This is a genomic window from Kitasatospora sp. NPDC059795 (assembly GCF_042732175.1).
Lineage (GTDB): Bacteria > Actinomycetota > Actinomycetes > Streptomycetales > Streptomycetaceae > Kitasatospora.
The window spans coordinates 46,739-72,068 of sequence record NZ_JBHWID010000025.1; the positions used below are offsets into that span (position 1 = coordinate 46,739).

The 25,330-nt window shown below is 74.1% G+C and carries 20 protein-coding genes and 1 rRNA gene; 5 read left to right on the forward strand and 16 right to left on the reverse strand.

All coding sequences use genetic code 11. From position 1 onward, the window contains the following. Window positions 1–14 precede the first annotated feature (14 nt). The 4 genes from dxr to ACFV4P_RS32940 form a co-directional block, all read right to left on the reverse strand. On the reverse strand, window positions 15–1,244 hold the full coding sequence (gene dxr / locus ACFV4P_RS32925) for a 1-deoxy-D-xylulose-5-phosphate reductoisomerase (protein ID WP_380477165.1): 1,230 nt from the start codon (window positions 1,242–1,244) through the stop codon (window positions 15–17). Window positions 1,245–1,473: 229 nt separating this feature from the next. After that, entirely contained in the window at window positions 1,474–2,916 is a 1,443-nt protein-coding gene (locus tag ACFV4P_RS32930; RefSeq protein WP_073818838.1) for an aldehyde dehydrogenase family protein, read from the reverse strand. Window positions 2,917–3,055: 139 nt separating this feature from the next. Next, entirely contained in the window at window positions 3,056–4,621 is a 1,566-nt protein-coding gene (locus ACFV4P_RS32935; RefSeq protein ID WP_073818840.1) for a PucR family transcriptional regulator, read from the reverse strand. Between the two features lie 344 nt (window positions 4,622–4,965). Continuing rightward, entirely contained in the window at window positions 4,966–6,975 is a 2,010-nt protein-coding gene (locus tag ACFV4P_RS32940) for an ATP-binding protein (RefSeq protein ID WP_380477166.1), read from the reverse strand. Window positions 6,976–7,199: 224 nt separating this feature from the next. On the opposite strand from ACFV4P_RS32940, the gene gabT reads away from it, so the two are divergent. The 3 genes from gabT (at window position 7,200) to ACFV4P_RS32955 (ending at window position 10,755) form a co-directional block, all read left to right on the forward strand. After that, window positions 7,200–8,540: a 4-aminobutyrate--2-oxoglutarate transaminase gene (gabT, locus tag ACFV4P_RS32945; protein WP_380477167.1), complete on the forward strand. Its 1,341-nt coding sequence runs from the start codon at window positions 7,200–7,202 to the stop codon at window positions 8,538–8,540. A gap of 381 nt (window positions 8,541–8,921) precedes the next feature. Continuing rightward, the gene (locus tag ACFV4P_RS32950) at window positions 8,922–9,554 is read left to right on the forward strand and encodes a phosphatase PAP2 family protein (protein WP_380477168.1); all 633 of its coding nucleotides are present in this window, start codon (window positions 8,922–8,924) and stop codon (window positions 9,552–9,554) included. 121 nt (window positions 9,555–9,675) lie between these two features. After that, window positions 9,676–10,755, forward strand: coding sequence for a hypothetical protein (locus ACFV4P_RS32955; RefSeq protein ID WP_380477169.1), 1,080 nt, complete (start codon window positions 9,676–9,678; stop codon window positions 10,753–10,755). A gap of 2 nt (window positions 10,756–10,757) precedes the next feature. Here ACFV4P_RS32955 and ACFV4P_RS32960 read toward each other — a convergent pair whose 3' ends face one another. After that, window positions 10,758–11,090, reverse strand: coding sequence for a DUF2218 domain-containing protein (locus ACFV4P_RS32960; protein WP_380477170.1), 333 nt, complete (start codon window positions 11,088–11,090; stop codon window positions 10,758–10,760). A 132-nt stretch (window positions 11,091–11,222) separates the two neighbouring features. Between ACFV4P_RS32960 and ACFV4P_RS32965 the strand changes: the two genes are divergently transcribed. Further along, entirely contained in the window at window positions 11,223–11,693 is a 471-nt protein-coding gene (locus ACFV4P_RS32965; RefSeq protein WP_380477171.1) for a MarR family winged helix-turn-helix transcriptional regulator, read from the forward strand. On the opposite strand, the gene ACFV4P_RS32970 is transcribed toward ACFV4P_RS32965, so the two are convergent. Further along, entirely contained in the window at window positions 11,614–12,540 is a 927-nt protein-coding gene (locus tag ACFV4P_RS32970) for an EamA family transporter (RefSeq protein WP_380477183.1), read from the reverse strand. The genes ACFV4P_RS32965 and ACFV4P_RS32970 overlap by 80 nt on opposite strands. Window positions 12,541–12,637: 97 nt before the next feature. Here ACFV4P_RS32970 and ACFV4P_RS32975 point away from each other — a divergent pair, with 97 nt between their 5' ends. After that, entirely contained in the window at window positions 12,638–13,543 is a 906-nt protein-coding gene (locus ACFV4P_RS32975; protein ID WP_380477172.1) for a LysR family transcriptional regulator, read from the forward strand. Window positions 13,544–13,557: 14 nt separating this feature from the next. Here the strand turns inward: ACFV4P_RS32975 and ACFV4P_RS32980 are convergent, their stop codons facing one another. The 10 genes from ACFV4P_RS32980 to rrf all read right to left on the reverse strand — a co-directional run. After that, complete coding sequence (locus ACFV4P_RS32980; protein ID WP_380477184.1) at window positions 13,558–14,289, reverse strand: ZIP family metal transporter; 732 nt, start codon at window positions 14,287–14,289, stop codon at window positions 13,558–13,560. A 260-nt stretch (window positions 14,290–14,549) separates the two neighbouring features. Then, window positions 14,550–14,987 carry a DUF6278 family protein gene (locus ACFV4P_RS32985; RefSeq protein ID WP_380477173.1) on the reverse strand — a complete coding sequence of 146 codons (438 nt, stop codon included), beginning with the start codon at window positions 14,985–14,987 and terminating at the stop codon, window positions 14,550–14,552. 73 nt (window positions 14,988–15,060) lie between these two features. After that, entirely contained in the window at window positions 15,061–16,779 is a 1,719-nt protein-coding gene (locus ACFV4P_RS32990) for a restriction endonuclease (protein ID WP_380477174.1), read from the reverse strand. 200 nt (window positions 16,780–16,979) lie between these two features. Next, a complete protein-coding gene (locus tag ACFV4P_RS32995; protein ID WP_380477175.1) occupies window positions 16,980–18,473 on the reverse strand; it encodes a hypothetical protein in 1,494 nt (497 codons plus the stop codon). A gap of 288 nt (window positions 18,474–18,761) precedes the next feature. Continuing rightward, window positions 18,762–19,409 carry a YigZ family protein gene (locus ACFV4P_RS33000; protein WP_380477176.1) on the reverse strand — a complete coding sequence of 216 codons (648 nt, stop codon included), beginning with the start codon at window positions 19,407–19,409 and terminating at the stop codon, window positions 18,762–18,764. 112 nt (window positions 19,410–19,521) lie between these two features. Then, the gene (locus ACFV4P_RS33005) at window positions 19,522–20,811 is read right to left on the reverse strand and encodes a DUF6986 family protein (protein ID WP_380477177.1); all 1,290 of its coding nucleotides are present in this window, start codon (window positions 20,809–20,811) and stop codon (window positions 19,522–19,524) included. 178 nt (window positions 20,812–20,989) lie between these two features. After that, the gene (locus ACFV4P_RS33010) at window positions 20,990–22,798 is read right to left on the reverse strand and encodes a DUF2637 domain-containing protein (protein WP_380477178.1); all 1,809 of its coding nucleotides are present in this window, start codon (window positions 22,796–22,798) and stop codon (window positions 20,990–20,992) included. A gap of 226 nt (window positions 22,799–23,024) precedes the next feature. Continuing rightward, window positions 23,025–23,693 carry a response regulator gene (locus tag ACFV4P_RS33015; RefSeq protein WP_380477179.1) on the reverse strand — a complete coding sequence of 223 codons (669 nt, stop codon included), beginning with the start codon at window positions 23,691–23,693 and terminating at the stop codon, window positions 23,025–23,027. After that, window positions 23,645–24,958 (reverse strand): sensor histidine kinase, encoded by a 1,314-nt coding sequence (locus ACFV4P_RS33020; protein WP_380477180.1) that lies wholly within the window; start codon window positions 24,956–24,958, stop codon window positions 23,645–23,647. The genes ACFV4P_RS33015 and ACFV4P_RS33020 overlap by 49 nt, the downstream gene beginning before the upstream one ends. Window positions 24,959–25,243: 285 nt before the next feature. Further along, window positions 25,244–25,330: ribosomal RNA gene (gene rrf / locus ACFV4P_RS33025) — 5S ribosomal RNA — on the reverse strand; the annotation flags it as partial.

Consider the following 25,330-nt stretch of genomic DNA (forward strand, 5'->3'; position numbering starts at 1 on the left):
CGTCGTCCTACCGCTCAGCCTGCCGCCAGTTCGCGGGCCCGGGCCCGGGCCCAGCTCTCCGCGTGGAGGACGTCCTCCACCGTGAGCGAAGTTCCCGCCCGGGGGGCGCCGTGTTCGGCGACCACCTTCGCCACAGTGTCCACGATTCCGGTGAAGGGCAGAGCGCCCTTCAGGAAAGCGTCCACACATTCCTCATTGGCGGCGTTGAAGACCGCCGGGGCGGTCCCGCCGAGCGTACCCACCTCGCGGGCGAGCTCGACGGCCGGGAAGGCCTCGTTGTCGAGCGGGAAGAACTCCCAGGTCGCGGCCTTGGTCCAGTCGCAGCCGGGGGCGGCGTCCGGCACCCGGTCCGGCCAGCCGAGGCCGAGCGCGATCGGCATCCGCATGTCCGGCGGGCTGGCCTGGGCGAGCGTGGAGCCGTCCAGGAATTCCACCATCGAATGAACGACCGACTGCGGATGGACGACCACCTCGATCCGGTCGAAGGGCACGTCGTACAGCAGGTGCGCCTCGATCACCTCCAGGCCCTTGTTCACCAGGGTCGCCGAGTTGATCGTCACCACCGGGCCCATCGCCCAGGTCGGGTGCGCCAGCGCGTCGGACGGCGTGACGCCGGCCAGCTGCTCGCGGGTGCGGTTGCGGAACGGGCCGCCGCTGGCCGTCACCACCAGCTTGCGGACCTCGGCGCGGGTGCCGCCGGCCAGCGCCTGGAACAGCGCGGCGTGCTCGGAGTCGACCGGCACGATCTGGCCGGGCTGCGCCACGGCCTTCACCAGCGGGCCGCCGACGATCAGCGACTCCTTGTTCGCCAGCACCAGCACCCGGCCGGCCCGCAGCGCGGCCAGCGTCGGCGCCAGGCCGATCGAGCCGGTGATGCCGTTCAGCACCGAGTGGCACTCCGTCGCGGCCAGCTCGGTGGCCGCGTCCGGGCCCGCCAGCACCTGCGGCAGCGGGGCGCCCTGCGCCTTGGCGGCCAGCGCCTCGCGCAGCGGCCGCTCGGCGGCCGGGTCGGCCACCGCGACGGTGTGCACGCCCAGCGCGACGGCCTGCTCGGCGAGCAGCTCCACCCGGCCGCCGGCGGCGGACAGCGCGACCACCCTGAACCGGTCCGGGTGGCGGAGCACCACGTCGATGGCCTGGGTGCCGATCGAGCCGGTGGAGCCGAGGATGACCAACTCCCGCGGCCCGTCCGGGTCGGCGACGGTCGGGGTGAAGCGCAGCTGCGGGTGGGCGAGCGAATTCATGCCCCCCATTGTGGCCTGTGCTGCGCGGTGGTCACCGCCATCTCCGGAGCTTCCCGGCGGCCCCGCCGTCGACCGGGGCCACCCACTCGAACACGCCTGCGACGCCGCGCAGTCCGATCGAGAACTCCCCCGCAGGCGGCTGGCCGTGCTCATCCGCCCGCAGGGTGTCGAGGCAGGCCGACGCCCCGCCGCCGCTGGTGCGGTGACGGGGCGTCGGGTCCGGGCTCGATCAGAGGTCGAGGCCGGTCAGCACCATGACCTTCTCGAAGGTGAAGTCGTCCATCGCGTAGCGGACGCCCTCGCGGCCCACGCCGGAGTCCTTCACGCCGCCGTACGGCATCTGGTCGGCGCGGTAGGACGGCGCGTCGCCGATGACCACGCCGCCGACCTCCAGCTCGCGGTGGGCGCGGAAGGCGGTCTGCACGTCGTGCGTGAAGACGCCGGCCTGCAGGCCGAAGTCGGAGTCGTTGACCATCGCGAAGGCCTCCTCGGTGGAGGACACCTTGTGCAGCGACAGCACCGGGCCGAACACCTCGCAGGTGGCCAGGATGGCGTCCGCCGGCATCTCGGCGAGCACGGTCGGCTCGACGGCCGCGCCGTCCCGCTTGCCGCCGGTGAGCAGCTTGGCGCCCTTGGCGACGGCGTCCTCGATCCAGGACTCGACGCGCTTGGCGGCGTTCTCGTCCACCAGCGGGCCCACGTCGGTGGCCGCGTCCCGCGGGTCACCGGTGACCTGCGCCTGCACCTTGGCGACGACCTTCTCGACCAGGCGGTCGTAGACGGTCGCGTCGGCGATCACCCGCTGCACCGAGATGCAGGACTGGCCGCCCTGGTAGTTCGCGAACAGCGCGATCCGGCTGGCGGCCCAGTCGAGGTCCGCCTCGGAGCTCCAGTCCGCCAGCACCACGGCCGCGGCGTTGCCGCCGAGCTCCAGGGTGACGTGCTTGCGCGGCACCGAGTCCATGATCTGGTAGCCGACCTTGTCCGAACCGGTGAAGGAGATCACCGGCAGGCGCTTGTCCTGCACCAGCGCGGGCATCTTGGCGTTCTCGACCGGCAGGATGCTCCAGGAGCCCACTGGCAGGTCCGTCTCGGCCAGGATCTCGCCCAGCACCATGGCGGAGAGCGGGGTGGCCGGGGCGGGCTTCAGGATGATCGGCGCGCCGACCGCGATCGCCGGGGCCAGCTTGTGGGCCACCAGGTTCAGCGGGAAGTTGAACGGCGCGATGCCCAGCACGACGCCGCGCGGGAAGCGGCGCACCAGCGCGTAGCGGCCGGTGCCGCCCGGGTCGGTGTCCAGACGCATGGTCTCGCCGTTGGTGCGGCGGGCCTCCTCGGCGGCCCAGCGGAACACCGACACGGCACGGCCCATCTCGCCGCGCGCCCACTTGATCGGCTTGCCGTTCTCGGCGGTGATCAGCTGGGCGATCTCCTCGGTGCGCTCGGTCAGCCGCTTGGCGACGTGGTCCAGCGCGGCGGCGCGCACGTGCGCCGGGGTCGCGGCGAACACCGGAACAGCGGCGGCGGCGGCCGCGACGGCCTCCTCGACCTGCGCGTCGGTCGGCACACTGACCTTCGCCACCAGGCTGTTGTCGTGCGGGTGGCGGACCTCGAAGTCCGTCTCACCGCTCGCGCGCTGCCCGGCCAACCAGAACTCGTACGTGGTGGTCACGGTCGCACCGGCCCCTTCCCTCGAAGACTTCGCTTTCCCATTCACGGTAGGGGGAGGGGGACGGCTTTCCGATTGGACGGACGGGTGGAAAGCACCCGTTCGATTACTACGGACAGGACAGGGCCGTCCGGGGCGGGGCTCAGTCCTCGCCCGCCCGCAGCGCCAGCCACAGCTCCATCCGGACGTCCGTGTCGTCCAGCGAGCGGCCCAGCAGCTCCTCGACCCGCCGCATCCGGTACCGCAGCGTGTGCCGGTGCACGCCGAGGTCGGCGGCGGCCGCGTCCCACTGCCCGTGCCGGGACAGCCAGGCCCGCAACGAGGCCACCAGGTCGCCGCGGGCGGTGCGGTCGTGGTCGCGCAGCGGGCGCAGCAGGCCCTCGGCGAACGCGGTGACGGCCTCCTCGCCGAGCAGCGGCAGCAGCGAGCCCGCGCCGACCTCCTCGTGGTCGACGGTGCGGCGGCCGCCGCGCTGGGCGACCGCGAGGGCGCGCTCGGCCTGGGCCTGCGCGGTGCCGGCGTCCTCCAGCGCGGCCGGGGCGGAGACGCCGAGCGCCAGGCCCTCGTGCTCCTCGACCGCGCCCAGGCAGGCCCGGTGCACCGAGCCGTTGTCGATGGCGAGCACCGTCAGGCGCGGCCCGTGCGCGCCGTCCTCGCGGGCGACCAGCAGCTTCTCGCCGACCTTGCCGCCGGCCTGCTCGACGCGGTCGCCGAGCTCGCCGAGCGCCTCGGCCGCCTCCGGGCCGGGGCCGGCGGCGGCCACCAGCACCCGGACGGTGCCCTCGGGCAGGCCGCCGAACAGCCCCGACGCGACCTGCCGCGCGGTGCCGACCTCACCGGCCAGCACCATCCGCAGCAGCGCAGCGCCCATCTTCTCCTCGGCCTGCCGCAGCTCCCGGGAGCGCTCCAGGGTCAGGGTGAGCAGCGCGACGGCGGCGTTCAGCACGTACCGCTCGGTCGGGGTGATGCGGTCCTCGGTGCCGACCGCGAGGAAGCCGCGCGGGCGGCGGTCCGCACCCAGCGACTGCACCACCACGTAGTCCTCGTCGGCGGTGTCGATGGTGCCGGCCCGACCCTGCAGCGCGGCGCTGGACGGCGCGGGGCGGCGGCGCAGCCGGTCCACCTCGGCGGCCAGCCGGCCGGCCCGCCGGGCGGCCCAGTCCGGGGCGACCGCGGACAGCGCACCCGAACCGTCGTACAGCGCCGCCCAGCCGCCCAGCCGGGCGGCCAGCCGACGCACGATCGCGGTGGTGCCGTCCTTGCCGAGCGCGGCCCGGGTCAGCTCCTCCTGCGCCTCGAAACTGGTGGTGACGGCCTCGTACTGCTCGGCGGCCAGCGCCGCGGAGACCGCCTTGGAGATCGCGATGAACGGCGTCGCCTCGGGCACCCGCAGCAGCGGCAGCCCGCGCTGCGCGGCCGCGTCCACCAGCGCCTGCGGCACCTCGGTGTGCGACAGGCCGACCCCCAGCCCGAGCCCGACCACGCCGGCGTCCGCCAGCCGGTGCACGTAGGCCTGCAGCCTGGCGGCGCTCTTGCCCAGCTTGATGCCGGTGGTGAGGAGCAGCTCGCCGCCCTCGAGGAAGGGAGTGGGATCGTCCAGCTCGCTGGTGTGCACCCAGCGGACCGGGCGTTCCAGGTGGTCCGCGCCGGCCAGGACCGTCAAATGGAGCGTGCTGGTACGGACGACGGAGGCGAGTGTGGGGGGCATGGCACCTTCGGTGGTTCGACCTGGTCGCGCCGTTGCGATCCGGGCGAGTGAGGGTTCTCCTCCCATTATGGACGCTCCGGACAACCCGGGATGCCGAAATCCGCCGGTCCGTACCTTCCGTGACCCAACGCTGACCGCTCCGCGACCCGCCGCCGCCACCTCCGGAGGCCGGACAGGCCCCAGGGCCTGTCCGGTCGATCTTGTCGGATCAGCGCGCGGCGTCGGGTGCCCGGCTGGGCGTGCCGGCGAAACGTCCTCGTACTGGGTGTACTTGGATGGTTGGCCGGTGCGTCCAGGCGGGATGATCCGGCGTCGCGCGCCCGGCAAGATCGGCCGGACAGGCCCTAACTGCGGAGGTCGACCAGCAGCGGCGGCACCTGCTCCCCCGTCACCGAGGTCAGCGAGATCACCGCGTGCCCGGACGGCAGCGCGTGCGCCAGGTCGGACGGCGACCAGCGGTGCCGCTCGACGTCCCGGGTGGTGACCGACTCGGTCTGCGCCGTGGTGCCGGACAGCGCCTTGCGCACCAGCCGGCCGGCCCGGCGCACCGTGCCGCCGGAGGTGTCCGGGGTGTGGGTGACGGCGGTCTCCCGGACCAGGTGGGTGCCCCAGGCCTCGGAGAACAGCCGGCCGTCCCAGGGCGCGATGCCCGGGAAGGCCATCCGGTTGCCGACCGCGCCGAACAGCGGCGCCCGCAGCGCCTCCGGCAGGTCGGACAGCGTGCGCAGCAGCAGTACCACGCCCGCGTTGACGCCTCGCAGCCGCTGAATGCCGCGGATCGTCTGCGCGTCCACGGCGGCGGTGGCGTCGTCCAGCACCAGGCCGGCGAACAGCTCGCGGTCGCCGCGGTCGGCGGCGGCCTGGGTGAACTGGCCCAGCAGCAGCCGCGACAGCATCCGCGCGGCCTCCGGGTGCGCCCGCTCGGGCAGCTTCACCCGCACCCGCAGCGGGTGCTCCAGCGCCCGCATCGCGAACGCCGGTTTGGCGCCCGGACCGCCGGAGAAGCCGGCGGCGAGCGCGGGACGGTCCAGCAGCGCCAGCCGGTCGGCGAGCAGCGCGCCCGGGTCGTCCACCCGGCCGTGCATCCGCTCGCGCTGCTGCAGATCCGCCTCGAACTCCGGCCGCCGACCCGACTTCTGCAACTGCTCCGCGAGCTCCGCCCACCCGTCCCGGTCGCCGGACAGCAGCCCGCGCAGCTCCCGCACCCCCGGGTAGCGGCCGTACGCCGCCCGGAACGGCCCGACCACCTGCTGCATCGACGTCCGCGCACTCTCCGCGCGCGACGCCAACTCGTCCGGCAGCAGCGCGTCCGCCAACCGCGCCGCCGCCTCGTCCGGGTTCGGCGCCGCACCGTACAGGTCCAGTCCGTACGGGGCGGACGGATCGCCGGGGGCGATCACCACGTCGTACCAGTCGTCCGGGCCGAGGTCCGAGTCGGCCGCGCCGACCACCACCGCGCAGGCCGCACCCGCCAGCGCCTGCAGGCACAGCGCCTCCGCCACCGGGCGGGCCAGCGCCGCGGTCTTGCCCGTGCCGGCCGGGCCCACCGCGAGCAGCGAGGTGCCGAGCAGCGCCGGGTCCAGCGCGAAGCCCGCCTGGCGATGGGTGGCCGGGTTCTTCGGCACGTCCTGCGCGACGCCCAACCGCACCTGCCGCACCATCAGGTCGTGCCGGGCGCGTCTCCCGCCGGGCAGGTCGCGCTGCTCCGAGGGGTGCGCGCAGGCAGCCGCGCCACGGCTTCCCACCTGCACGGCGAACTCCTGCCGGCCCGCCGCATCGACCCCGACACTCCGCCACGCCTGGTGCAGCCGCACATAGTCCACATCCCCGACCGCCTCACCCTCCAGCCGCCGCACCACCTCCCCGACCGGCCGCAACTCGGCCCACACATCCACCACGGGCACCGCCTCGGGCTCGGGCGGGACATCGGTGACGGTCTGCGACACGAGCGGCAGCAGGAAGCGTCGGCCGACTTCGCGCCAGCGGCCCATGCGGCCGAACACCCAGATCAGCAGGACTGCGGCGACCGCGCCGAGGAGCAGGGCGAGCGGGTTGGCAAGCGCGCTGGTGAGCTGCTGGCCGAGTCCGACCGCCTGGATCAGGAAGACCTCCAGCTCCACCACATAGGGATAGAGGACCGCGGCCACCACCAGATTGAGCGCCGCCCGCAACAACAGCGGCCCCACAGCAACATCCCCACCCCCCGCCTTCTTCGGGTCGTACGGCACGTGGTGCTGCCGGTAGACGCCGGGCGGGGCCTGGGGGCGGGGGGCGGTGACCCAGGTGGGGAGGTGGAAGGGGTTGCGGGGTGGGGGAAGGTGGGGGTGCTGGGTTCGCGCGTCGTTCAGTTCCACTTCGGGGCCCCTCCTACGTTGCCGGCGGTGCCATACCCGCTCCGCCGTCCCACCGACACACCCGGGGCCAATGTAGTGGAGGGCCCGGGGGCGGGAGCCGATCTTCGGCCACTGGCCGCGCCGGACAATTCGTACAGCGCAGCAGTACCGAGTGGCGCATGCCCCCCGAACAGGGCCGGTCGTAGCCTGCGCTTACCGCGCCTTGAGAATTTGGAGAACACACGATGAGCGCTGCAACGCCGCTCCCGCAGGAGCGCCGCCTGGTCACCGCGATCCCCGGCCCGAAGTCGCAGGAGCTGCAGTCGCGCAAGCTCGGCGCGGTGGCCGCGGGCGTGGGCACCACGCTGCCGGTGTACATTTCGCGCGCCAACGGTGGCGTGCTGGAGGACGTGGACGGCAACCGCCTGATCGACTTCGGTTCGGGCATCGCCGTCACCAACGTGGGCAACAGCGCCGAGGCCGTGGTGGAGAAGACCACCGAGCAGCTGGCCGCGTTCACCCACACCTGCTTCATGGTGACCCCGTACGAGGGTTACGTCGCGGTTGCGGAGCAGCTGAACGAGCTGACCCCGGGCGACCACGCGAAGAAGACCGCGCTGTTCAACTCGGGCTCCGAGGCCGTCGAGAACGCGGTGAAGATCGCCCGCGCCTACACCAAGCGCCAGGCGATCGTGGTCTTCGACCACGGCTACCACGGCCGCACCAACCTGACCCTGGCGCTGACGGCGAAGAACATGCCGTACAAGCAGGGCTTCGGCCCGTTCGCCCCCGAGGTCTACCGCGTGCCGGTGGCCTACCCGTACCGCTGGCTGACGGGCGCGGAGAACGCCGCGACCGAGGCCGCCAAGCAGGCCATCGAGGCGATCAACAAGCAGATCGGCGCCGAGAACGTCGCCGCGATCATCATCGAGCCGATCCAGGGCGAGGGCGGCTTCATCGAGCCGGCCAAGGGCTTCCTGCCGGCGATCGTGGAGTTCGCGAAGGACAACGGCATCGTCTTCGTCGCGGACGAGATCCAGACCGGCTTCTGCCGCACCGGCCAGTGGTTCGCGTGCGAGGACGAGGGCATCGTCCCGGACCTGATCACCACCGCCAAGGGCATCGCCGGCGGTCTGCCGCTGTCGGCGCTGACCGGCCGCGCCGAGATCATGGACGCCGCGCAGACCGGTGGTCTGGGTGGCACCTACGGTGGCAACCCGGTGGCCTGTGCGGCCGCGCTGGGCGCCATCGAGACCATGAAGGAGCAGGACCTCAACGGCAAGGCGCAGCGCATCGGCGAGATCATGCTGGGCCGCCTGCGGGCGATGCAGGAGAAGTTCGAGATCATCGGTGAGGTCCGCGGTCGCGGCGCGATGATCGCCGTCGAGCTGGTGAAGCCGGGCGGCAAGGAGCCGAACGCGGAGGCCACCGCGGCCATCGCGAAGGCCTGCCACGCCGAGGGCCTGGTCGTGCTGACCGCCGGCACCTACGGCAACGTGCTGCGCTTCCTGCCGCCGCTGGTGATGCCGGAGCACCTGCTGGTCGAGGGCCTGGACATCCTGGAGACGGCCTTCGCGGGCGTCTGAGCACCGGGCAGTACCCCCTGAGCGGCGCGGGGGCCGGACGGAAGCGGATCCCGTCCGGCCCCCGCGCGTTCCGCTGTTCGACCCAAGGTGTTCGACCTGGGCTGTTCGACCCGGGTGGAGGTTGCCCCGCCGGTGGTGAAGATGCTGTGCACGAAAGCCCGTCGGCCGTTGGCGCGCCTCGGCTTTGACGTACTGTCATCACAGATGGACAGCGAACCTCAACCACTGCCCACCTCACCGTCCGCCGTCGAGGCGGACGCATTGGACCGATCGACCGGCCGTCCCGCCCACACCCCCCGGGCCGCACGGTGCGGCGATCGCCTTGGCCGCCCCGGAGCTCTCCCCCCTGCTCCGGGGCGGCCGACTTTTGCTGTCCTGCCCATGACACTCGCGGTGCTGCTGGTGGTGATCTCCTGGCAGGTGGCGGTGGACGGCCCGCTGCTGGGGATCGACCCGGCGGTGCGCGACGCGGTGCGGCAGGTCCGCCGCTCGCTGCACTCCACACTGCTGAACCACCTGGGCGTGGCGCTGTCCGACCTGGGCGGCGGGGTGCCGGCCGTGCCGGTGCTGCTGGGCTGCGCGGGGCTGGCGGCCTGGCTGGCCCGGCGTGACGGTCGGCCGCGCTGGTGGACGCCGGTGCCGGTGGCGGTGGCCGCGTCGGTGCTGATCCCGCTGCTGGTGGTGCCGGCCAAGGCCTGGTTCGCCCGGCCGGGCCCGTTCGACGTGCCGCTGGCCGCGGACCAGTGGGGCTGGTACCCGTCGGGCCACACCGCGACCTCGGCGATCGCGTACGGGACGGCGGCGCTGCTGCTGTCCCGGGTGCTGGAGCCCGCGCGGGCCCGGCAGGTCGGGTGGGCCGCCGCGGCCCTCTGCCTGGGGGTGGGCTTCGGGCTGGTGTGGAGCGACTTCCACTGGCTGCTGGACGTGGTCGCCAGCTGGTGCCTCTCGGGACTGCTGCTGCTCGGCCTGCGCCGCCTCCTCCCGCGCCTGCTGCCCGACCGCGCCGACACCTGACGTACCGTCAATTTGCCGCGCCGTCCGGGCCATTGACGCGCCCCCGGCCCGTGCGCACCCTGTTCCCCACCCCTCCGCACGCGATCGCCGGGAGGCGAATGTGCGTTCCCCGGTCATGCCCATGACGCGCCTCTCGGCGGCGGCCTCGCTGCTCGCCCTGGCGGTGACGGCGCTTCCGGCGCCGAGCGCGGCGGCGGCGGCCGCCCCGATGCAGGTCTACGGTGCCTGGCACTGCAGCAACGACGCCTGCACCTGGGCGAAGGTCCGGGACATGGCGGACTTCGACGCCGCCAATCACTGGCTGATCGACCGGGGCGACGGCCGTCCCTCGGTGAACGTGGTGGTGCTGAGCTTCGTCAACCCGCTGCGGCTGCTGGACGGCACCACCGACGCGGGGGACGCCGCCGGAGTGCCGGTGGGCATGAACCAGCAGGTGGTGGACTACTTCACGGCCCGCGGCGTCCGGGTGATGCTCTCCATCGGCGGCATCACCTACACGGGCGACTGGGACTCCGCGCCGGCCCGGAACGGCACGCTGCTCGGCCAGAAGGCCGCGACGCTGGCGTCGAAGCTCGGGGTCGGCATCGAGATCGACTACGAGAACAGCAGCAGCCCGAACCTGACGGGCCTGCAGGCCTTCGTGGACGCCTACCGGGCCGCCCACCCGTACGACACCTCGGGCGCCGACCCGACCGCCCGGCCGACCATCGACGTCGCGGCCGGCGACCGCTGGCTGAGCGGCATCGACCAGTACGCGACCGCGCACTGGCTGACCACCGCGAACCCGGTGCTGGACTACGCCAACGCGATGGTGCCCAACAAGCAGCCCTCGGCGTCCACCGCGATCGCCAACTGGCAGGAGCACCTGGACGGCAAGCCGACCTACAGCCCGCCGATCCCGCCGCTGGCGCCGGCCAAGTTCACCGGCAGCCTGTACATCGCGGAGGGCTCGCAGGTGCGGCCGGAGTGCACGAGCTTCGCCAATTCGGTGCAGAGCGCCACCGGCAGCTGGGTGCAGAACGCCGCACCGAACGGCGCGGGCGCCAGTGCGGGCCTGCTGGGCTTCATGTTCTGGGCGGCCGAGAAGCCCTCCACCCGGGGCGTGACCACGGTGCCGCCGAACGGCTGCGCGGGCGGCGTCGGCGCGGGCGCGACGGCGTTCTCGGCGCCGGTGCCGATGCCGCCACTGCGGCAGGGCTGAGGTCAGGCCTCTTCGCCGGTCAGGCGCTGGACGGTGCCGGGCTCGCCGCCGTCCCGCTGCCAGGCGACGACCAGTTCGTCGCGGCTGCCGAAGCGGACCAGGTGGCGGCCGACCACATCCTCCAGCTGGGCGAGGTCCTCCGCGGCGCCCTCGACGGCGAGCAGCAGCGCGCCCTCCTCGGCGGTGAGTTCGGCCTGTCCGGCCTTGAAGGCGAGGGTGCCGCGGCCGGTCTCCTCGGACCATTCGGCGGGGACCTTGCGGCCCATGTGGGCGGCGAGCTGCTTGGCGTAGCGGCCGGGGCGGTCGGTGGCGACGCGGGCGGTGGAGCGGGGCATGGCGGGACTCCTCGGAAGCACGAGCGACTTAGGCTGCCCTAAGCTACTTGAATACTGAGCCAAGCTCAACATATTTCCCGGCGTCCCGATCGGCCCGCCGACCGCCGGCGGGCCGACCGCTACCCTGTGCCCATGACCTCCCCCGGCCCGGCCGACACCGCCGCGGAACTCGCCGACGCCCTCACCCGGGCGATGAAGCGGATCCGCCGACGGACCATGCAGCGGCTGGAGCCGTACGACATCACCCCCGCCCAGGCCCGGGCCCTGCGCACCCTCGCGCACGCTCCCGGCTGCGAGAGCGTCGAGACCATGCGGCTGAGCGAACTCGCCGAGCGCCTGCACATCGCGCCGCGCTCGGCGACCACCGTGGTCGACGCCCTGGAGGAGGCCGGCCTGGTCGCCCGCACCCCCGACCCGGCCGACCGCCGGGCGGTGCGCCTGGTGCTGACCGCCGCCGGGCACGGCGCGCTGGAGCGGATCTCCCAGGTCCGGCACGAGGTCGCCCAGCAGTACTTCGCCCCGGTCAGCCCTGCCGAGCAGGACGCCCTGCTGCGGGCGCTGCGGCACGCCGAAGAGGCGTACGAAACCGAGCCCAGGCCGTAGCGGGCACCGCGCCCAGCCCGATCCCGGCGACCACCAGCACCGTCGCCGCGCCCGCCGTCAGGCTGAACCGCTCGCCGAGCAGCAGCGCCGCCGAGGACATCCCGAACATCGGCACCAGCAGCGAGTACGGGGCGACCGCCGAGGCGTCGTAGCGGCTCAGCAGGTGGCTCCAGGCGACGAAGCCGAACAGTGTGGAGATCAGCCCGACGTACAGCACCACGCCGGCGCCGCCCCAGGTGATGCCGCGCAGCGCGGCCCAGTCCTCGCTGGGGCCCTCGACCAGCAGGGACAGGCCGAGCAGCGGCAGCGGCGGCACCGCGGAGACCCAGACCATCCAGCGCAGCGCGTCCGGCGGGGCGGCCTTCCGGGTCAGCACGTTGGCCAGGCCCCAGGCCACGGCCGCGGCGATGACCAGCGCGAACGCCCCGACCGGGCCGTGCACGCCGTGGTCGAGGGCGGCCAGCGCGATGCCGACGAAGGCCACCCCGAGGCCGGCCATCCGCAGCGGGGCCGGGCGTTCGCGCAGCAGGCCGGCGGCGAACAGCGCGGTGAACCCGGCCTGGCCCTGCAGCACCAGCGAGGAGAGGCCGGCCGGCATGCCGGCGTGCATGCCGAGGAACAGCAGCCCAAACTTCACCACCCCGAGCACCACCCCGACGGCGAGCACCCAGCGCCACGCCACCCGGGGCGGGCCGATGAAGAACACCGCGGGCAGCGCCACCACGGCGAAGCGCAGCGCACAGAACAGCAGCGGCGGGAAGTCGTGCAGGCCGACCTCGATCAGGACGAAGTTCAGGCCCCACAGGGCGGCGATCACGACGGCCAGCGCGACGTGGCGCGGCACCATGGAAGGGGAGGGGGAGGACGGCATGGTCAGAGCATCACCCACACCGACTGTTCAGCACCAGCGACAGTGTCTCAACACCACCGTTTAGCATTGCTGCATGATGGATCTGGGACGCCTCCGCGCTCTGCACGCGGTCGCCGTGCACGGCTCGGTCGGCGGCGCCGCCGCGGCGCTCGGCTTCACCCCCTCCGCGATCTCCCAGCAGATCGCCAAGCTCGAACGCGAGACCCGCACGGTGCTGCTGGAGCGCCAGGGCCGAGGCGTCCAACTCACCGACGCCGCACGCGGGTTGGCGGACACCGCACAGCAGGTGCTGGCGCTGGTCGAGCAGGCCGAGGTGACGCTGGAGGAGCAGCGCGGCCGGGCCACCGGGCGGCTGCTGGTCGCCGCGTTCGCCACCGCCTCGCGCGGCCTGCTGCCCGCCGTGCTCGCCGATCTCCGGGTCGGGCACCCCGAGTTGGACGTCCGGCTGCTGGAGAGCGACCCGTACCCGGCGGCCGAGCTGGTGGCCCGCGGCGAGGTGGACCTGGCGGTGGTGCAGGACTGGGCGTCCGTGCCGCTGCCGGTACAGGAGGGCCTGGACCGGCTCGACCTCGGCACCGACCCGGTCGACCTGCTGATGCCCTCCGACCATCCGCTGGCCGCGTTGAACTCCGTCCCGATGGCGGAGCTGCGCGGGCAGCGCTGGACCAGCGTGCCGCCGGGCAACATCTGCCACGACTGGCTGCTGCACACCATGCGCGAACTCGGCGAGGAGCCCGACGTCCGCTACCAGGTCGGCGAGTTCGAGTCCCAGATCGCGCTGATCGCGGCCGGTCTCGGCCTCGGCCTGGTCCCCCGGCTGGCCCGCGGCCCGCTGCCCCCGCAGGTCGCCGCCCGCCCGGTCACCCCGCAGCCGGTCCGCCGGGTGCACGCCCTGTGGCGCACCCGCACCTCCCGCCGTCCGGCCGTCACCGTCACCCTGGACGCGCTGCGCCGCCACTGGGACGCCCTCGCCCTCTGAGCGGGCGACGGGCGTCAGGCCAGCCCGACCACCAGCCACATGAACCCGACGCCCACCAGGGTGCAGACCAGGGTGGAGCGCGAGGGGTGCGGGCTGTGCGCCTCCGGCAGGATGTCGGAGGTCGCCAGGTACATCAGGAAGCCGCCGAAGAACCCGAGGTACAGCCCGAGCAGGTGGTCGGGGATGGCGAACAGCAGCGTGATCGCGGCGCCGGTGACGGGCGCGACGGCGTCGGCGAGCAGCAGCGCGACCGCCCGCCGCCGGTTGTTCCCGTACAGCCGGGTGAGCGTGTAGGTGTTGAAGCCGTCGGCGAAGTCGTGCGCGACGACGGCGATGGCGACCACCGTGCCGACGGTGGCGCCGGCCTGGAACGCGGCGCCGATCGCGAAGCCGTCCATCACGCTGTGCAGCACCAGCGCGGACGCGGCGGCCAGCCCGACGCCCTGTTCGCGGTGCCGGTGTCCGGGTCCGTGGCCGTGTCCGTGGGTGTGGCTGTGCGCGGCGTACTCGCCCTCGTGGCCGCGGTGGATGGCGACGGCCCGTTCGACCACGTGGATCAGCAGGAACCCGGCGGCGAACATCAGCAGCGCCTCGGGCACGCCGTGGAGCTTCTCGGGGGCCTGTTCCATCGCCTCGGGGAGCAGGTCGAAGGCGACCACGCCGAGCATCAGTCCGGCGGCGAAGCCGAGCACCAGGTGGCGGCGGTCGCCGGTGCGCTGCGCGACGAATCCGCCGATCAGGGTCATCAGGAAGGCGCCCGCGGCGACCAGCACGGCGGTCAGTTTCGGCCTCCCCCGACTCGCGCCAGGGGCCGGACGGCTGTGCGGACCGCTGCCCACGGCTGCCCAGTCGTCCGGCCCGGGCCGGACGGTGCCGGGCCCTGGAGCCCACTGTGCTGGCCGCTCCCCCGCCGCGCCGCCCGGCCGACCCGTCGGGGTGACGCGGCGGGGTGACGCAGCGGGGTGATGCGTCGGGGTGACGCGCCATCAATCGATGGGCGGGCCGGTCAGCCGTCCCCGGCGGCCCGGTAGACGGCGGCGAGCTGCGGGGCGCCCTGCTCGGCCCAGTCGGCGCCGAGGGCCGTGACGTCGAGCTCGAAGCCGGTGGCCAGCACCATCAGCGGGCGGCCGTCGGCGGCGAGCCGCCAGGTCGAGCCGGGGATCCGGCGGCGGATCACCGTGCCGAGGTACAGGCCGGCGTCGGTGCCCAGCCGGCGGGAGACCTGCGGGTCGTCGCGCCAGCGCGGCAGCAGCTGGTCGAGTGCCGTCAACGAGTCGACGGTGTCGTCGAGTTGGATCCCGACGGCGTCGGCGAGTTCGCGCAGCAGGCCGCACTCGGCGTACATCTCGGCCATCGCCCGTTCGCGCTCCTGCTCGACGGCGCGCCGTTCTGCGTGCTCGGCGGGGCGCCGGTCGAACCGGCGGCCGAGGTGTCCGTTCTCCACGGCCCAAGCCTGACACCTCGAACGGCGGAACGACAGAAGGCCGGACGGGACCCGCCGGGTTTCCGACGGACCGTCAGACGGTGAGGGGAAGCTCCAGGTGGGTGAGGGCGAGTTCGCGGATGCCCTGGCCGTCGACCAGGTGGATCCGCTGGTGGCGTTCCTCGGCGGTCAGGTCGATCGCCTCGTCGGCGAACTGGCCGCAGGTCATCCGCAGGCCGCGGTCGGCGCCCTCCTCGCGGACGGCCTCGGACAGCGTGGCGATCTCCTCGACGGCGACGGGCGCGGGCCCGCGGGAGGCCCACACCACCCAGCGTCCGGGCAGCCGGCTGCCGGGCTGCCCCTCGGCGGTGGCGACCAGTCCGGCCGGGCCGCGCAGCCGCACGCTCCAGTCCTCCAGGCCGCCGGCGGTGAGCACCGCCCTGACCAGCAGGGCGAATTCGCCGGGCGAGAGTTCGCCGAGCGCGGGCACCGCGGCCTCGGCGGTGCCCCACGGCACCACCGCCTCGTCCGCGTACGGGTCGGGGGTGATCACGGCGGCCAGCGCGCGCAGCCGCAGCAGCGACTCGTCGTGCTCGGCGTCCGCGTACACGCCGTCGTCGCCGAGGTGCCCCGAGTCGGGGACCAGCCGGGTGCGGGCCAGCGCGTCGCGGTCGGCGTCGACGCTGAGCAGGCAGCGCGGGGGGCGGCCGGGCTCCCGCAGCCAGCCGTTCAGCACGACGCCGGCCAGCACGTCGTCGGTGTCGACGGCGTCGGCGGCCTGCAGGGCGCGCAGGGCGAGGCGGGCGGCGAGCCGCAGGTAGTCGGCGCGGACGTCGGCGTCGGGGCGGCGGACCGGTTCGACGCTGCCGTCCTCGCCGAGCCGGTAGCCGGACAGCGCGGGGACGGTGTCCAGCGGCGGCAGGTCGAGGTCGAGGACGGCGGTGCGGGTCAGCGCCCGGAACACCGCGTGGCACGGGGCGGGCAGGTCCCGGGTGGAGCCCTCGGCGGCGGCCAGGGCGCGTTCCAGCAGCGACTCGACGGCGGCCGGTTCGGCCTGCCGGTAGGCGCGGCGGCACTGCTCCAGGCTGTCGTTGTACTCCTGCACGGCGCGGGCCCGGGCCAGTTCGGCCTCCTCGTGGGCCTGCCGGGCGGCGAGCGCTCCGTTGTCCGCGAGGTCGGCCTGCCGGGTGCGCCACTCGCGCAGCGCGCGCTGGTGGAGCAGCCGGGCCTGGGCGAGTTCGCGCTGGTAGCCGGAGTCGAGCAGGCGGCGCGAACGGGGCTGGTCGGGGTCGGTCTCGGCGGGCTCGGTCGGGGCGAAGTCGGCCCAGGCGGGCTCGAGTTCGGCCTCCGGGGCCGCGTCCGGATACGGCTTGGGGCGGTAGCTGCGCAGCTGGCTCTCGAAGTCCATCGCGGAGACCGGCTGGGCGGCGCGGCGCAGCAGGTCGGCGAGGCGTTCGTGGTCGGCCTGCACGGCGAGGCTGCGGTGGTGGGTGAGCGCGGCGGCCCGGCCGTGCGCGGTCACCGGGTCGTCGACGACAGCGGCGGCCGCAGCGGGTGCGGGCGGTGCGGCAGGCGGTGCGGCAGGCGGCACGGTGGGTGGTGCGGCGGGCGGCGGGGGCACGACGGGGGCGGGCTCCGGGCGGTGCGCGGCGGGCGGGTCGTACGCGGCCGGGAGCTCCTGCCCGGCCGAGGGCTCGTGCGCGGCGGGCGGCTCGTCCTCGTCGGCGCCGAGCTCGCGGAACAGCGAGGCGAGGAACCCGGGTTGGAGCACCGTGGCGGCGCCGTCGGCGCGGCCCTCGGATGGATGCTGCATCGGCGGTCGTTCCCCCTGCTCGTCCGGCGCACGTCGGAGGGCCGCCGTCGGCGGGGCCCGATCAGCATTGTCCCCCGCCGAACGCTCCGGGTCAGCCAACCTCCGTGGTTTGGCCGACCGTTGACACAGGATCGGCCGCGCCGCACCCCGAGCGGGGCCGACGTGGGGTCGGCCCCGGGGATCCGGTGCGGGTGCGGCGGTCAGTTGGTGCGGGTGTTGGTCAGGTGCAGTCCGATGTAGCCGACGTAGATCCGGCCACTGCCGGAACAGTCGTCCAGGTAGTGCACCCGGGGCGCGGTGCCGCCGCCGCCGATCCGCAGGTGCGCGCCCATGAACGCGCGGCAGGAGGAGTCCACGACGGCGGGGACGGGCAGCATCCGCTGGCGCTTCCACTTGCCGTGGCTGGCGACGGTGCGGGACTCGCCGCGGACCGCCTTGCGCGGCGGGAAGCGGTGGCAGCCGGGCGGGGTGTGCTCGCACCACTGCTTGAAGTCGCCGCCGGCCTCGCCGCGCACGGCGGCGTCCGCGTACTCCTGGAGCGCCGTCAGCCCGTCCCAGGTGAGCCGGGCCCAACCGGGGCCGTCCGCCTGGCCATCCAGGGCGAGCGTCTCCTTGCTGTCGCCGGTGAACTCCAGCAGCGGGAACTCGCCGAAGCGGTCGACGAGTTCGCCGAAGCTGCCCGGGCCGGTGCCGCACCGGGGGCGGCGCGGCGGGCGGGGCTGCTCGATCCGCAGCCGGCAGCGTTCCAGCCGGACCGCCGGGTGCGCGGGGCGCTCGGGGGCCTTGCGGGCCTCGGGCGGCAGCCACAGCTGCGGCACCGCGTCCAGCGGCGCGGGCAGCGCGAGTTCGGCGGCCACCCGGCGCGGTTCGCGGGCCAGCAGCGCGGCGGCGCGGCGCAGGTTCTCGTCGATCCGGCCGCGCGGCAGGACGGGGTGCCGGGCGGCGTCGGTGCGGGACGCCGGGTCGACGTCGGGCAGGAAGGTGCGGACCGCGCCGCCGTACACTTTGTGGTATTCGAGGGCCAGGTTGAACCGCGGCAGCGCGGCGTGCCCGAGCACGTACATCGAGGCCAGGCCCGGGAGTTGGCGCAGCAGCGGGCCGAGGACCGTCTCCTGCCACTCCTCGATCGGCACGGCGGGCGGGACGCTGGCCACCACGGTCGGCAACTGCCGTTCCGGGTCGCACAGTTCGTCGATCAGGTCGTCCAGCTCGGCGGGCCCGAGCGCCCGTGCGGCGACCGGCAGCGGCACCGGGCCCTCGGTGGCGTCCAGCAGCGGCAGCAGGCGGCGGACGAGTTCCGGGACGGGGACCCGGCCGTGGCCGGTCGGCGTGGGCCCGGCGGGCAGGTGTTCGGCCTCGACGCGCAGCCGGGTCGGGCCGTCGGCGTCCTCGGAGGCGAGGGTGAGGGTCAGTTGGTCGGTGCCGTGCGGAGCGGGGGTGCGCAGTCGGCGGCGGCTGTAGCGGGCTCCGGGGGCGCGGCCGGGCAGCGGGCCGTCGTCGCGGTCCAGCAGCACCCGGTCGCCGAGCCGTAGTCGCTCCGGCGGGGCCCCGGCGTCGCGGGGCGGGGGCTCGTCATAACCCTCCGCCTTCAGCCAGGCGGCGAGCAGGTGGTCGACGAGGGCGGTCGTGTCGTGGTGCGGGCGTGGTGTCGCGGCCGTCAGCCGATAGGGCGGCTGGGCTTGGTCGGTGGGCATACGCGGAACCTCCCGAGGTGCGGTGCTGCGGTCTGCGAGTCCTCCTTCCGGGCCGTGCCGAATCGCGGTGTCCTGTCCAGGAGACGAAACGAACGGGAGTGAAAGTTCCTTCTCCGGCCGTGGTTCCTTCGTTCGAGTGTCATCGGTCGGCAACCGGAACTCGCCTCGCGCGGCCTCTGCTACCCGCCCGCCCGCAGTTGATGCAGCGTGCCCGAACGCCTTGTCCGCACCGGAAATTGGCCGAAAACCGGCTGCTGTTCCGGCCTCGACCGCCCACCCGGCGGGTCCTCAGACGTCGACCTCGACGAAGGTCCGACCGGCGGGCTCGGCGGTCGCCGAACCGCCGGTCGCCTCGGCCAGCCAGGTGTGGAACTCCGTCACCTCCGGCTCGGGGACGCCCACTTCGATCCGCACCCCGTCCGCGAGGTACTCCAACCCGGCCACCGCGTACCCGGCCGCCCGGACGTCGTTCTCCAGCCGCCCGGCCCGGGTGTGGTCCACGGCCACCGACAGCAGCGCGACCGGGCGGCGCTCCAGCAGCCCGATCTCGTCCAGCGCCTCCGACACCGCCGTCCCGTACGCCCGGACCAGCCCGCCCGCGCCCAACTTGATGCCGCCGAAGTACCGCGTCACCACCGCGACCGTGTCGGTCACCCCGCGCCGCCGCAGCACCTCCAGCATCGGCACGCCCGCCGTCCCGGCCGGCTCCCCGTCGTCGCTGGACCGCTCGCGCGGCTGCTCCTCCCCGACCACGAACGCCGTGCAGTTGTGCCGGGCGTCCCAGTACTGCTTGCGGATCGCCGCGATGAACGCCTGCGCCGCGTCCTCGTCCGCGACCCGGGCCAGGTGGCAGATGAACCGGGACTTCTTGATCTCCAACTCGTGGCTGCCATCGCCCCGGACGGTCAGGTACGGCTTCGGGCTGGGCTCGGCCATGACGCTGGTGTTCTCCGCTGTCGCTCTCCATCCGGCACCGCCGCGAACAGCGGCCACCGGCCTTGCCGCCCAGCCTAGGGCCTGTCTTCGCGAGGCTGCGGGCCGTGCCTGCTCAGCGGCCGGCCAGGGCGTGCAGGGCGGCGCGGTCCAGGCCGGTGCGGGCGGTGACCTCGGCGGGGTCGAGGGCGCCGCAGTCCAGGCCGCGCAGCAGCTGGCCACCGAGGGCGCGGGCGGTGGCCGGCTCGTCCAGCACCGCGCCGCCAGACTTGGCGAGGTATGCGGTGAGCCGCGCGCAGGCGGCGTCCAGGCCCTCGCGGTGGAATGCGTACACCGCGGCGTAGCGGGTGGGCAGCTGGGCCGGGTGCAGGTCCCAGCCCTGGTAGTAGGCGCGGGCCAGCGCGCGCCGGACCAGGCCGTGGTGCAGCCGCCAGGCGGCGTGCACCTGCTCGGCGGGGCCGGTGGGGATCACGTTGGTGGAGCCGTCGGAGAGCCGGACGCCGGTGCCGGCCGCGGCAACCTGCATGACGGCCTTGGCGTGGTCGGCGACCGGGTGGTCCGGGCTCTGCTGGGCCGCGCCGACGCCGCACGCGGCGCTGTAGTCGAAGGTGCCGTAGTGCAGTCCGACGGCCCGGCCCTCGGCGGCGTCGATCAGCAGCGCGACGGTGGCCCGGCCGTCCGGGCCGAGGACGGCCTGGGTGGTCTCGATCTGGATCTCGAACCCGAGCCGCCCGTCGGGCAGCCCGGCCCGCCGCTCGAAGTCCGCCAACAGCCGTGCCAACGCGGCGACCTGCCCGGGGTGGCTGACCTTCGGCAGGGTGAGCAGCAGTCCGTCGGGCAGGCCGCCCTCGGCCAGCAGGGTGCCGAGGAAAACCTCCAGGGTGCGGATGCCGCGGGCCCGGACGGCGGCCTCCAGGCACTTGGCCCGGATGCCGATGTACGGCGGCCCGGTGCCCTCGGCCGCCGCCGCGGCCACCAGTTTCGCGGCCCGCACCGCCTCGGCGTCCTCCTCCGCGTCGGGGCGCGGGCCGTAGCCGTCCTCGAAGTCGATCCGCAGGTCCTCAATCGGCTCGCGCGCCAGCTTGGCCCGTACCCGGGCGTGCACGTCCGCCAGCAGCGCGTCGTCGGGCACGCCGAGCGCCCGGGCCAGCCGCGCGGGCGTCCCGGCGTGCTCGTCGAACACGGCGAGCGCCCGCGCGCCCCACTCGCGGACGGTGTGCGCCCCGTACGCGTCGGCCGGCACGTACACGGTGTGCACCGGCTGCCGGGCGGGCCGCTCACCCGGGTAGCGGCGCGTCAGTTCGGCGTCCACCGGTGTCAACAGTGCCTCCACGGCGGCCCGGGCGGCGTCCGAGAACGAGACGGGCCGGCCGGCTCCGGCGCGGGCGGGGACGGGGTGCGACATCCGGGGCTCCTCCACTCACCGTGCGGCCACGACGGAACGGTCCGGTGACCGTAGTGCGGCCCCGCGAAAGCGTCAATGGCCGCCCACCGGAGAACCGGAGGACGGCCACGAGGCCTGGCGTGTCCAGGAGTTGGGGCGGCGTCAGGGCCGAGCGGGGGCGGTCACCGCGCGGAGGCGGTCACTCCCGGCCCGACTCCATGTACCGCTCCTGGAGCTGGTCCCAGATCTTCTCGACGTCCTTGACGGCCACCCCGCCGTCCTGGCGGGAGCCCGGGACGCCGCGCTGCGACAGGTACTCGGCGAAGCGGCGCTCGTCCGGGTGGCGCTGGTTCTCCTCCATGTAGCTGACCAGCGCGTCGAAGCACTCGTCCGCGTTCAGCGGCTCCGCCCCGCCCGCGAACGGGCGGCGCGCCGGCGCCCCCTCCGCGCCCTCGGTGCCCTCCGCGAAGGGCGGCGTCTCCGCCTCCATCATCGCGTCCAGCCGCAGCGGCCGGCCGCCCAGCCGGATCGGCTCGACCTGCTGGTCCTGCGCCATCGGGCGGCCGCTCGGGTCGACCGGCACCGGCACTGGCACGGGCTGCGGGGCGGCCTGCGGTCCGTGCGGACCCTGCGGCCGGGCCGGGCCGTGCCCGTTGGCCTGCACCCGCTGCTGCTCCGGCCCGGCCGGGCGGTAGCCCTCCGGGTAGCCGCCGTGCTCCGGGTAGGCCTGCTCGGCGTAGCCCTGCTCCGCGAACTGCTGCTCGGCGAACTGCTGGTCCGCGTGCGCCGGGTACCCGTCGGCCGGCTGGTACCCCGACTGCGGACGGTCCGCCGCCTCCTCGTCCTGCGGACGAGGGGCCTTGAACCACGGCGAGGCCTGGCCCGGCACCCGCGCGGTGTGCACCTGGTCTGCCTCTGCCACGTGCGAGCGCACCGGGCGCGCCGTCCACACGTTGAGGTCCGACGTCTGATCCACCACCGGGGCGGCCTGCGCGCCCTCCGGGTCCTGCTGGTCCCGCAGCCGCACCGCGGCCAGCTTCGCCAGCGTCGGCACCGCGACCGCCGCCGACACCGGCGGCACCGCCGACTGCTGCTGCGCCTGGAGCTGTTGCGCCTGGGCCTGCTGGGCCTGGGGCTGCTGAGGCTGAGCCTGCTGGGCCTGAGCCTGCTGGGGCTGCGGGGCGGGCCCGGCTGCGGCCGGCCCCTGGGCGGGCGCCGACGCGCCGAGCGCCGCCGGCTGACCCTGCGTCACCTGACCGGCCGCCGGGGCCGACCGCTCCGCCTGCACCGTCTCCTCGGCCTCGATCGCCGCGCCACCGTGCCCCTGGAGCGGGCCGTCGATCCGGTCCAGCACCGTCGGGTCGAGCGGCACGCCGTACTTCGCGAGCTTCAGCGGCAGCAGTGCCTGGAACGGCGCCGACCGCCGCCAGCCGCGCCCGTACCGGAACCGCAGCTGCGCGCGGTACACCAGCCGGTTCTGCTCCAGCCGCACCGTCTCGTCGTACGACCGCAGCTCCCACAGCTTCATCCGCCGCCACAGCCGGAACGTCGGCACCGGCGACAGCACCCAGCGCATCAGCCGCACCGACTCCATGTGCCGGTCGGCGGTGATCGCCGCGATCCGTCCCACCGCGTGCCGCGAGGCCTCGACCACCACCACGAACAGCACCGGGATGACCGCGTGCATCGCCATGCCCAGCGGGTCGCCCCAGGACGCCGCCGCGTTGAACGTGATCGTCGCCAACGTCAGCAGCCATGCCGTCTGCCGCAGCAGCGGGAACGGGATCCGCAGCCAGGTCAGCACCAGGTCCAGCGAGAGCAGCACCACGATGCCCGCGTCGACGCCTATCGGAAAGGCGTAGGCGAAGGTGCCGAAGCCCTTGTCCAGCGCGAGGTCCCGCACCGAGTTGTACGAGCCTGCGAAACCGATGCCCGAGATGACACACGCGCCGACGGCCACCACACCCAGCAGAGCCCGGTGCGCGCGGGTAAGGGAAGGACGTGCCATTCGAATGATCAACCCCTGGGACTCGGCAGCTGCCGTAGGACCTGTAGCCGCCGAGTACACGTCCCCGCCCGGGGCGCACGGCCGCGGGACACCGCGGTACTGATGCGCCGTTGACAGACTCGGCCCACCGGATACTACTCGTACGGGCGTTCACTCCTGTCGGCAGGCCGGACCGGCACCACTCCTCCACTGGTCCACACCACCGCACACACCTCTCCGCCGGGCGCTACCCGGCGGCCGGCCGCTCCGTCGCGCCGTTCAGGTACGCCAGCACTGCCAGCACCCGGCGGTTGCCGTCCTCCGTCGGCGCAAGCCCCAACTTCCCGAAGATGTTGGCGATGTGCTTGGCCACCGCCCCGTCACTGATCGTCAGCCGCGCGCCGATCGCCGAGTTCGAGCAGCCCTCCGCCATCAGGCCGAGCACCTCCCGCTCCCGCGGCGACAGCCGCTGCAAGGGCTCCGATCCCGCGTTGTGCTGCAGCAGCCGGCCGATCACGTCCGGGTCCATCGCCGTCCCGCCGGCCGCCACCCGGCGCACCGCGTCCACGAACTGGTCCGCGTTGAACACCCGGTCCTTCAGCAGGTAACCCACCCCGCCGGTGCCGTCCGCCAACAACTCCCGCGCGTACAACTGCTGCACGTGCTGGGACAGCACCAGTACCGGCAGGCCCGGTATCTCCCGACGCGCCGCCAACGCCGCCTGCAGCCCCTCGTCCGTCAGCGTCGGCGGCAGCCGGACGTCCACCACCGCGACGTCCGGCCGCTCCGACAGCAGCGCCTCCAGCAGGTCGGGCCCGGTCTCCACGGCCGCCGCGATGGTGAACCCGTGGACCTCCAACAGCCGTGTCAGGCCTTGGCGAAGGAGGTAGAGATCCTCGGCGAGGACAACGCGCACGGCAGCTCCATGGTGATGGTGGTCGGCCCGCCCACAGGACTCTCGAGCGAGATCACTCCGTCGAACGTACCCAACCTCTTCTCGATCCCCCGCAACCCACCGCCGGTCTCCATCCGCGCACCCCCGTGCCCGTCGTCCGTCACCACCACCCGCAGCCGGCCCGCCCGGTACAGCACGTCCACCCACACCTGCCGGGCCCGCGCGTGCTTCGCCGCATTCGCCAGCAGCTCACTCACGCTGAAGTACACCGCCGTCTCCAACGACGCCTCCGGCCGGCCCGGCAGGCTCACCGTCACCTCCGTCGGCACCACCGCCGTCAACGCCAACTCCCGTACCGCGTCCGGCAGGCCGCGCTCCGCCAGTACCGGCGGATGAATGCCACGGACCAGATCCCGCAGCTCCTGCAGCGCCTTCGCCGAGGACTCGCGCGCCTCGGCCAGCAGCTCCCGGGCTGCCGTCTGGTCGCTCGTCATCAGGTGCTCGATCGTCCCCAGCGTCAGCCCGATCGCCACCAGCCGCGCCTGTGCCCCGTCGTGCAGATCCCGCTCGATCCGTCGCAACTCCGCCGCCTGGGCGTCCACCGCGTCGGCCCGGGTCTCCGTCAGATGCGCGACCCGCTCGGTCAGTTGGGCCCGGCTCTCCTTCGGCGCTCCACCCAGCACCCGGCACGCCAGCTCGTGGTGCGCCCGCACCGCCCTCGGCATCGCCAGCAGCCCGACCACCACCATGGCCCCGCCGATCAGCGCCGAGATCAGCAGGTTCATCGGGTGGTTGTAAATCCCGAAGAACTGCCGGCGGTCCACCTGCCCGGTCAGCCCGAACATCAATCCGCCCCACACCAGGAACATCGGTACACCCAGCAGCGCCACCACGCCCGCCGGGTTCGCCAACAGCCACAGCCCCTCCCGCCGCACCTGCCGATCCCGCACTGCCCACTGCACGAGCTGCACCAGCCGCGCCACCCCCAGCCGGCGATGGTACGACACCCCCGTCCACCAGAACCCTCGCGCGTCCTGCTCCAACGCCTCGCGCGTCGAATACACCACAGGCCAGGCATCCCCCGACATCCGCTCCACGCGTTGCCGCGTCCACGCCGCACCATGCCGCGCGAGCAGGTACAGCGCCGACGCCCCCACCGCGATCGCACTCGGCGCCGCCACGAACGGCGCCAGTGCTCCCCCGTCGAACAGCTGAACCGCCACCAACGCCGTGAACACCGCCGCCAACACCGGCACCACCGGCCCCGCAGCTGCCGCCACCGCCATCACCAGGCCCTGCCCGCAGGCCCGCGCCCCCGCCCGCAGGCGCTCCCCCGCAATGGACCTGGCGGCCCCACCGTCGAACCATGCTGTCGTCGCCAAGGCCTACTCCCCGAGAGTTGATCGCCGTCCCCAAGAACGCTCTCAGTCTCTCTCCGACCCCCCGGCCGGCACATTGGCCGTGCCACCCGTCTTTCAGGTGGACTTAACTCCACCCCGACCGGTGGTGACCGCTTCCGGGAATGCGAAAAAGCCCCCCGCCGTGAGGCGGGGGGCTTTCCCTGAATGATTGTTCGGCGGCGTCCTACTCTCCCACAGGGTCCCCCCTGCAGTACCATCGGCGCTGTGAGGCTTAGCTTCCGGGTTCGGAATGTAACC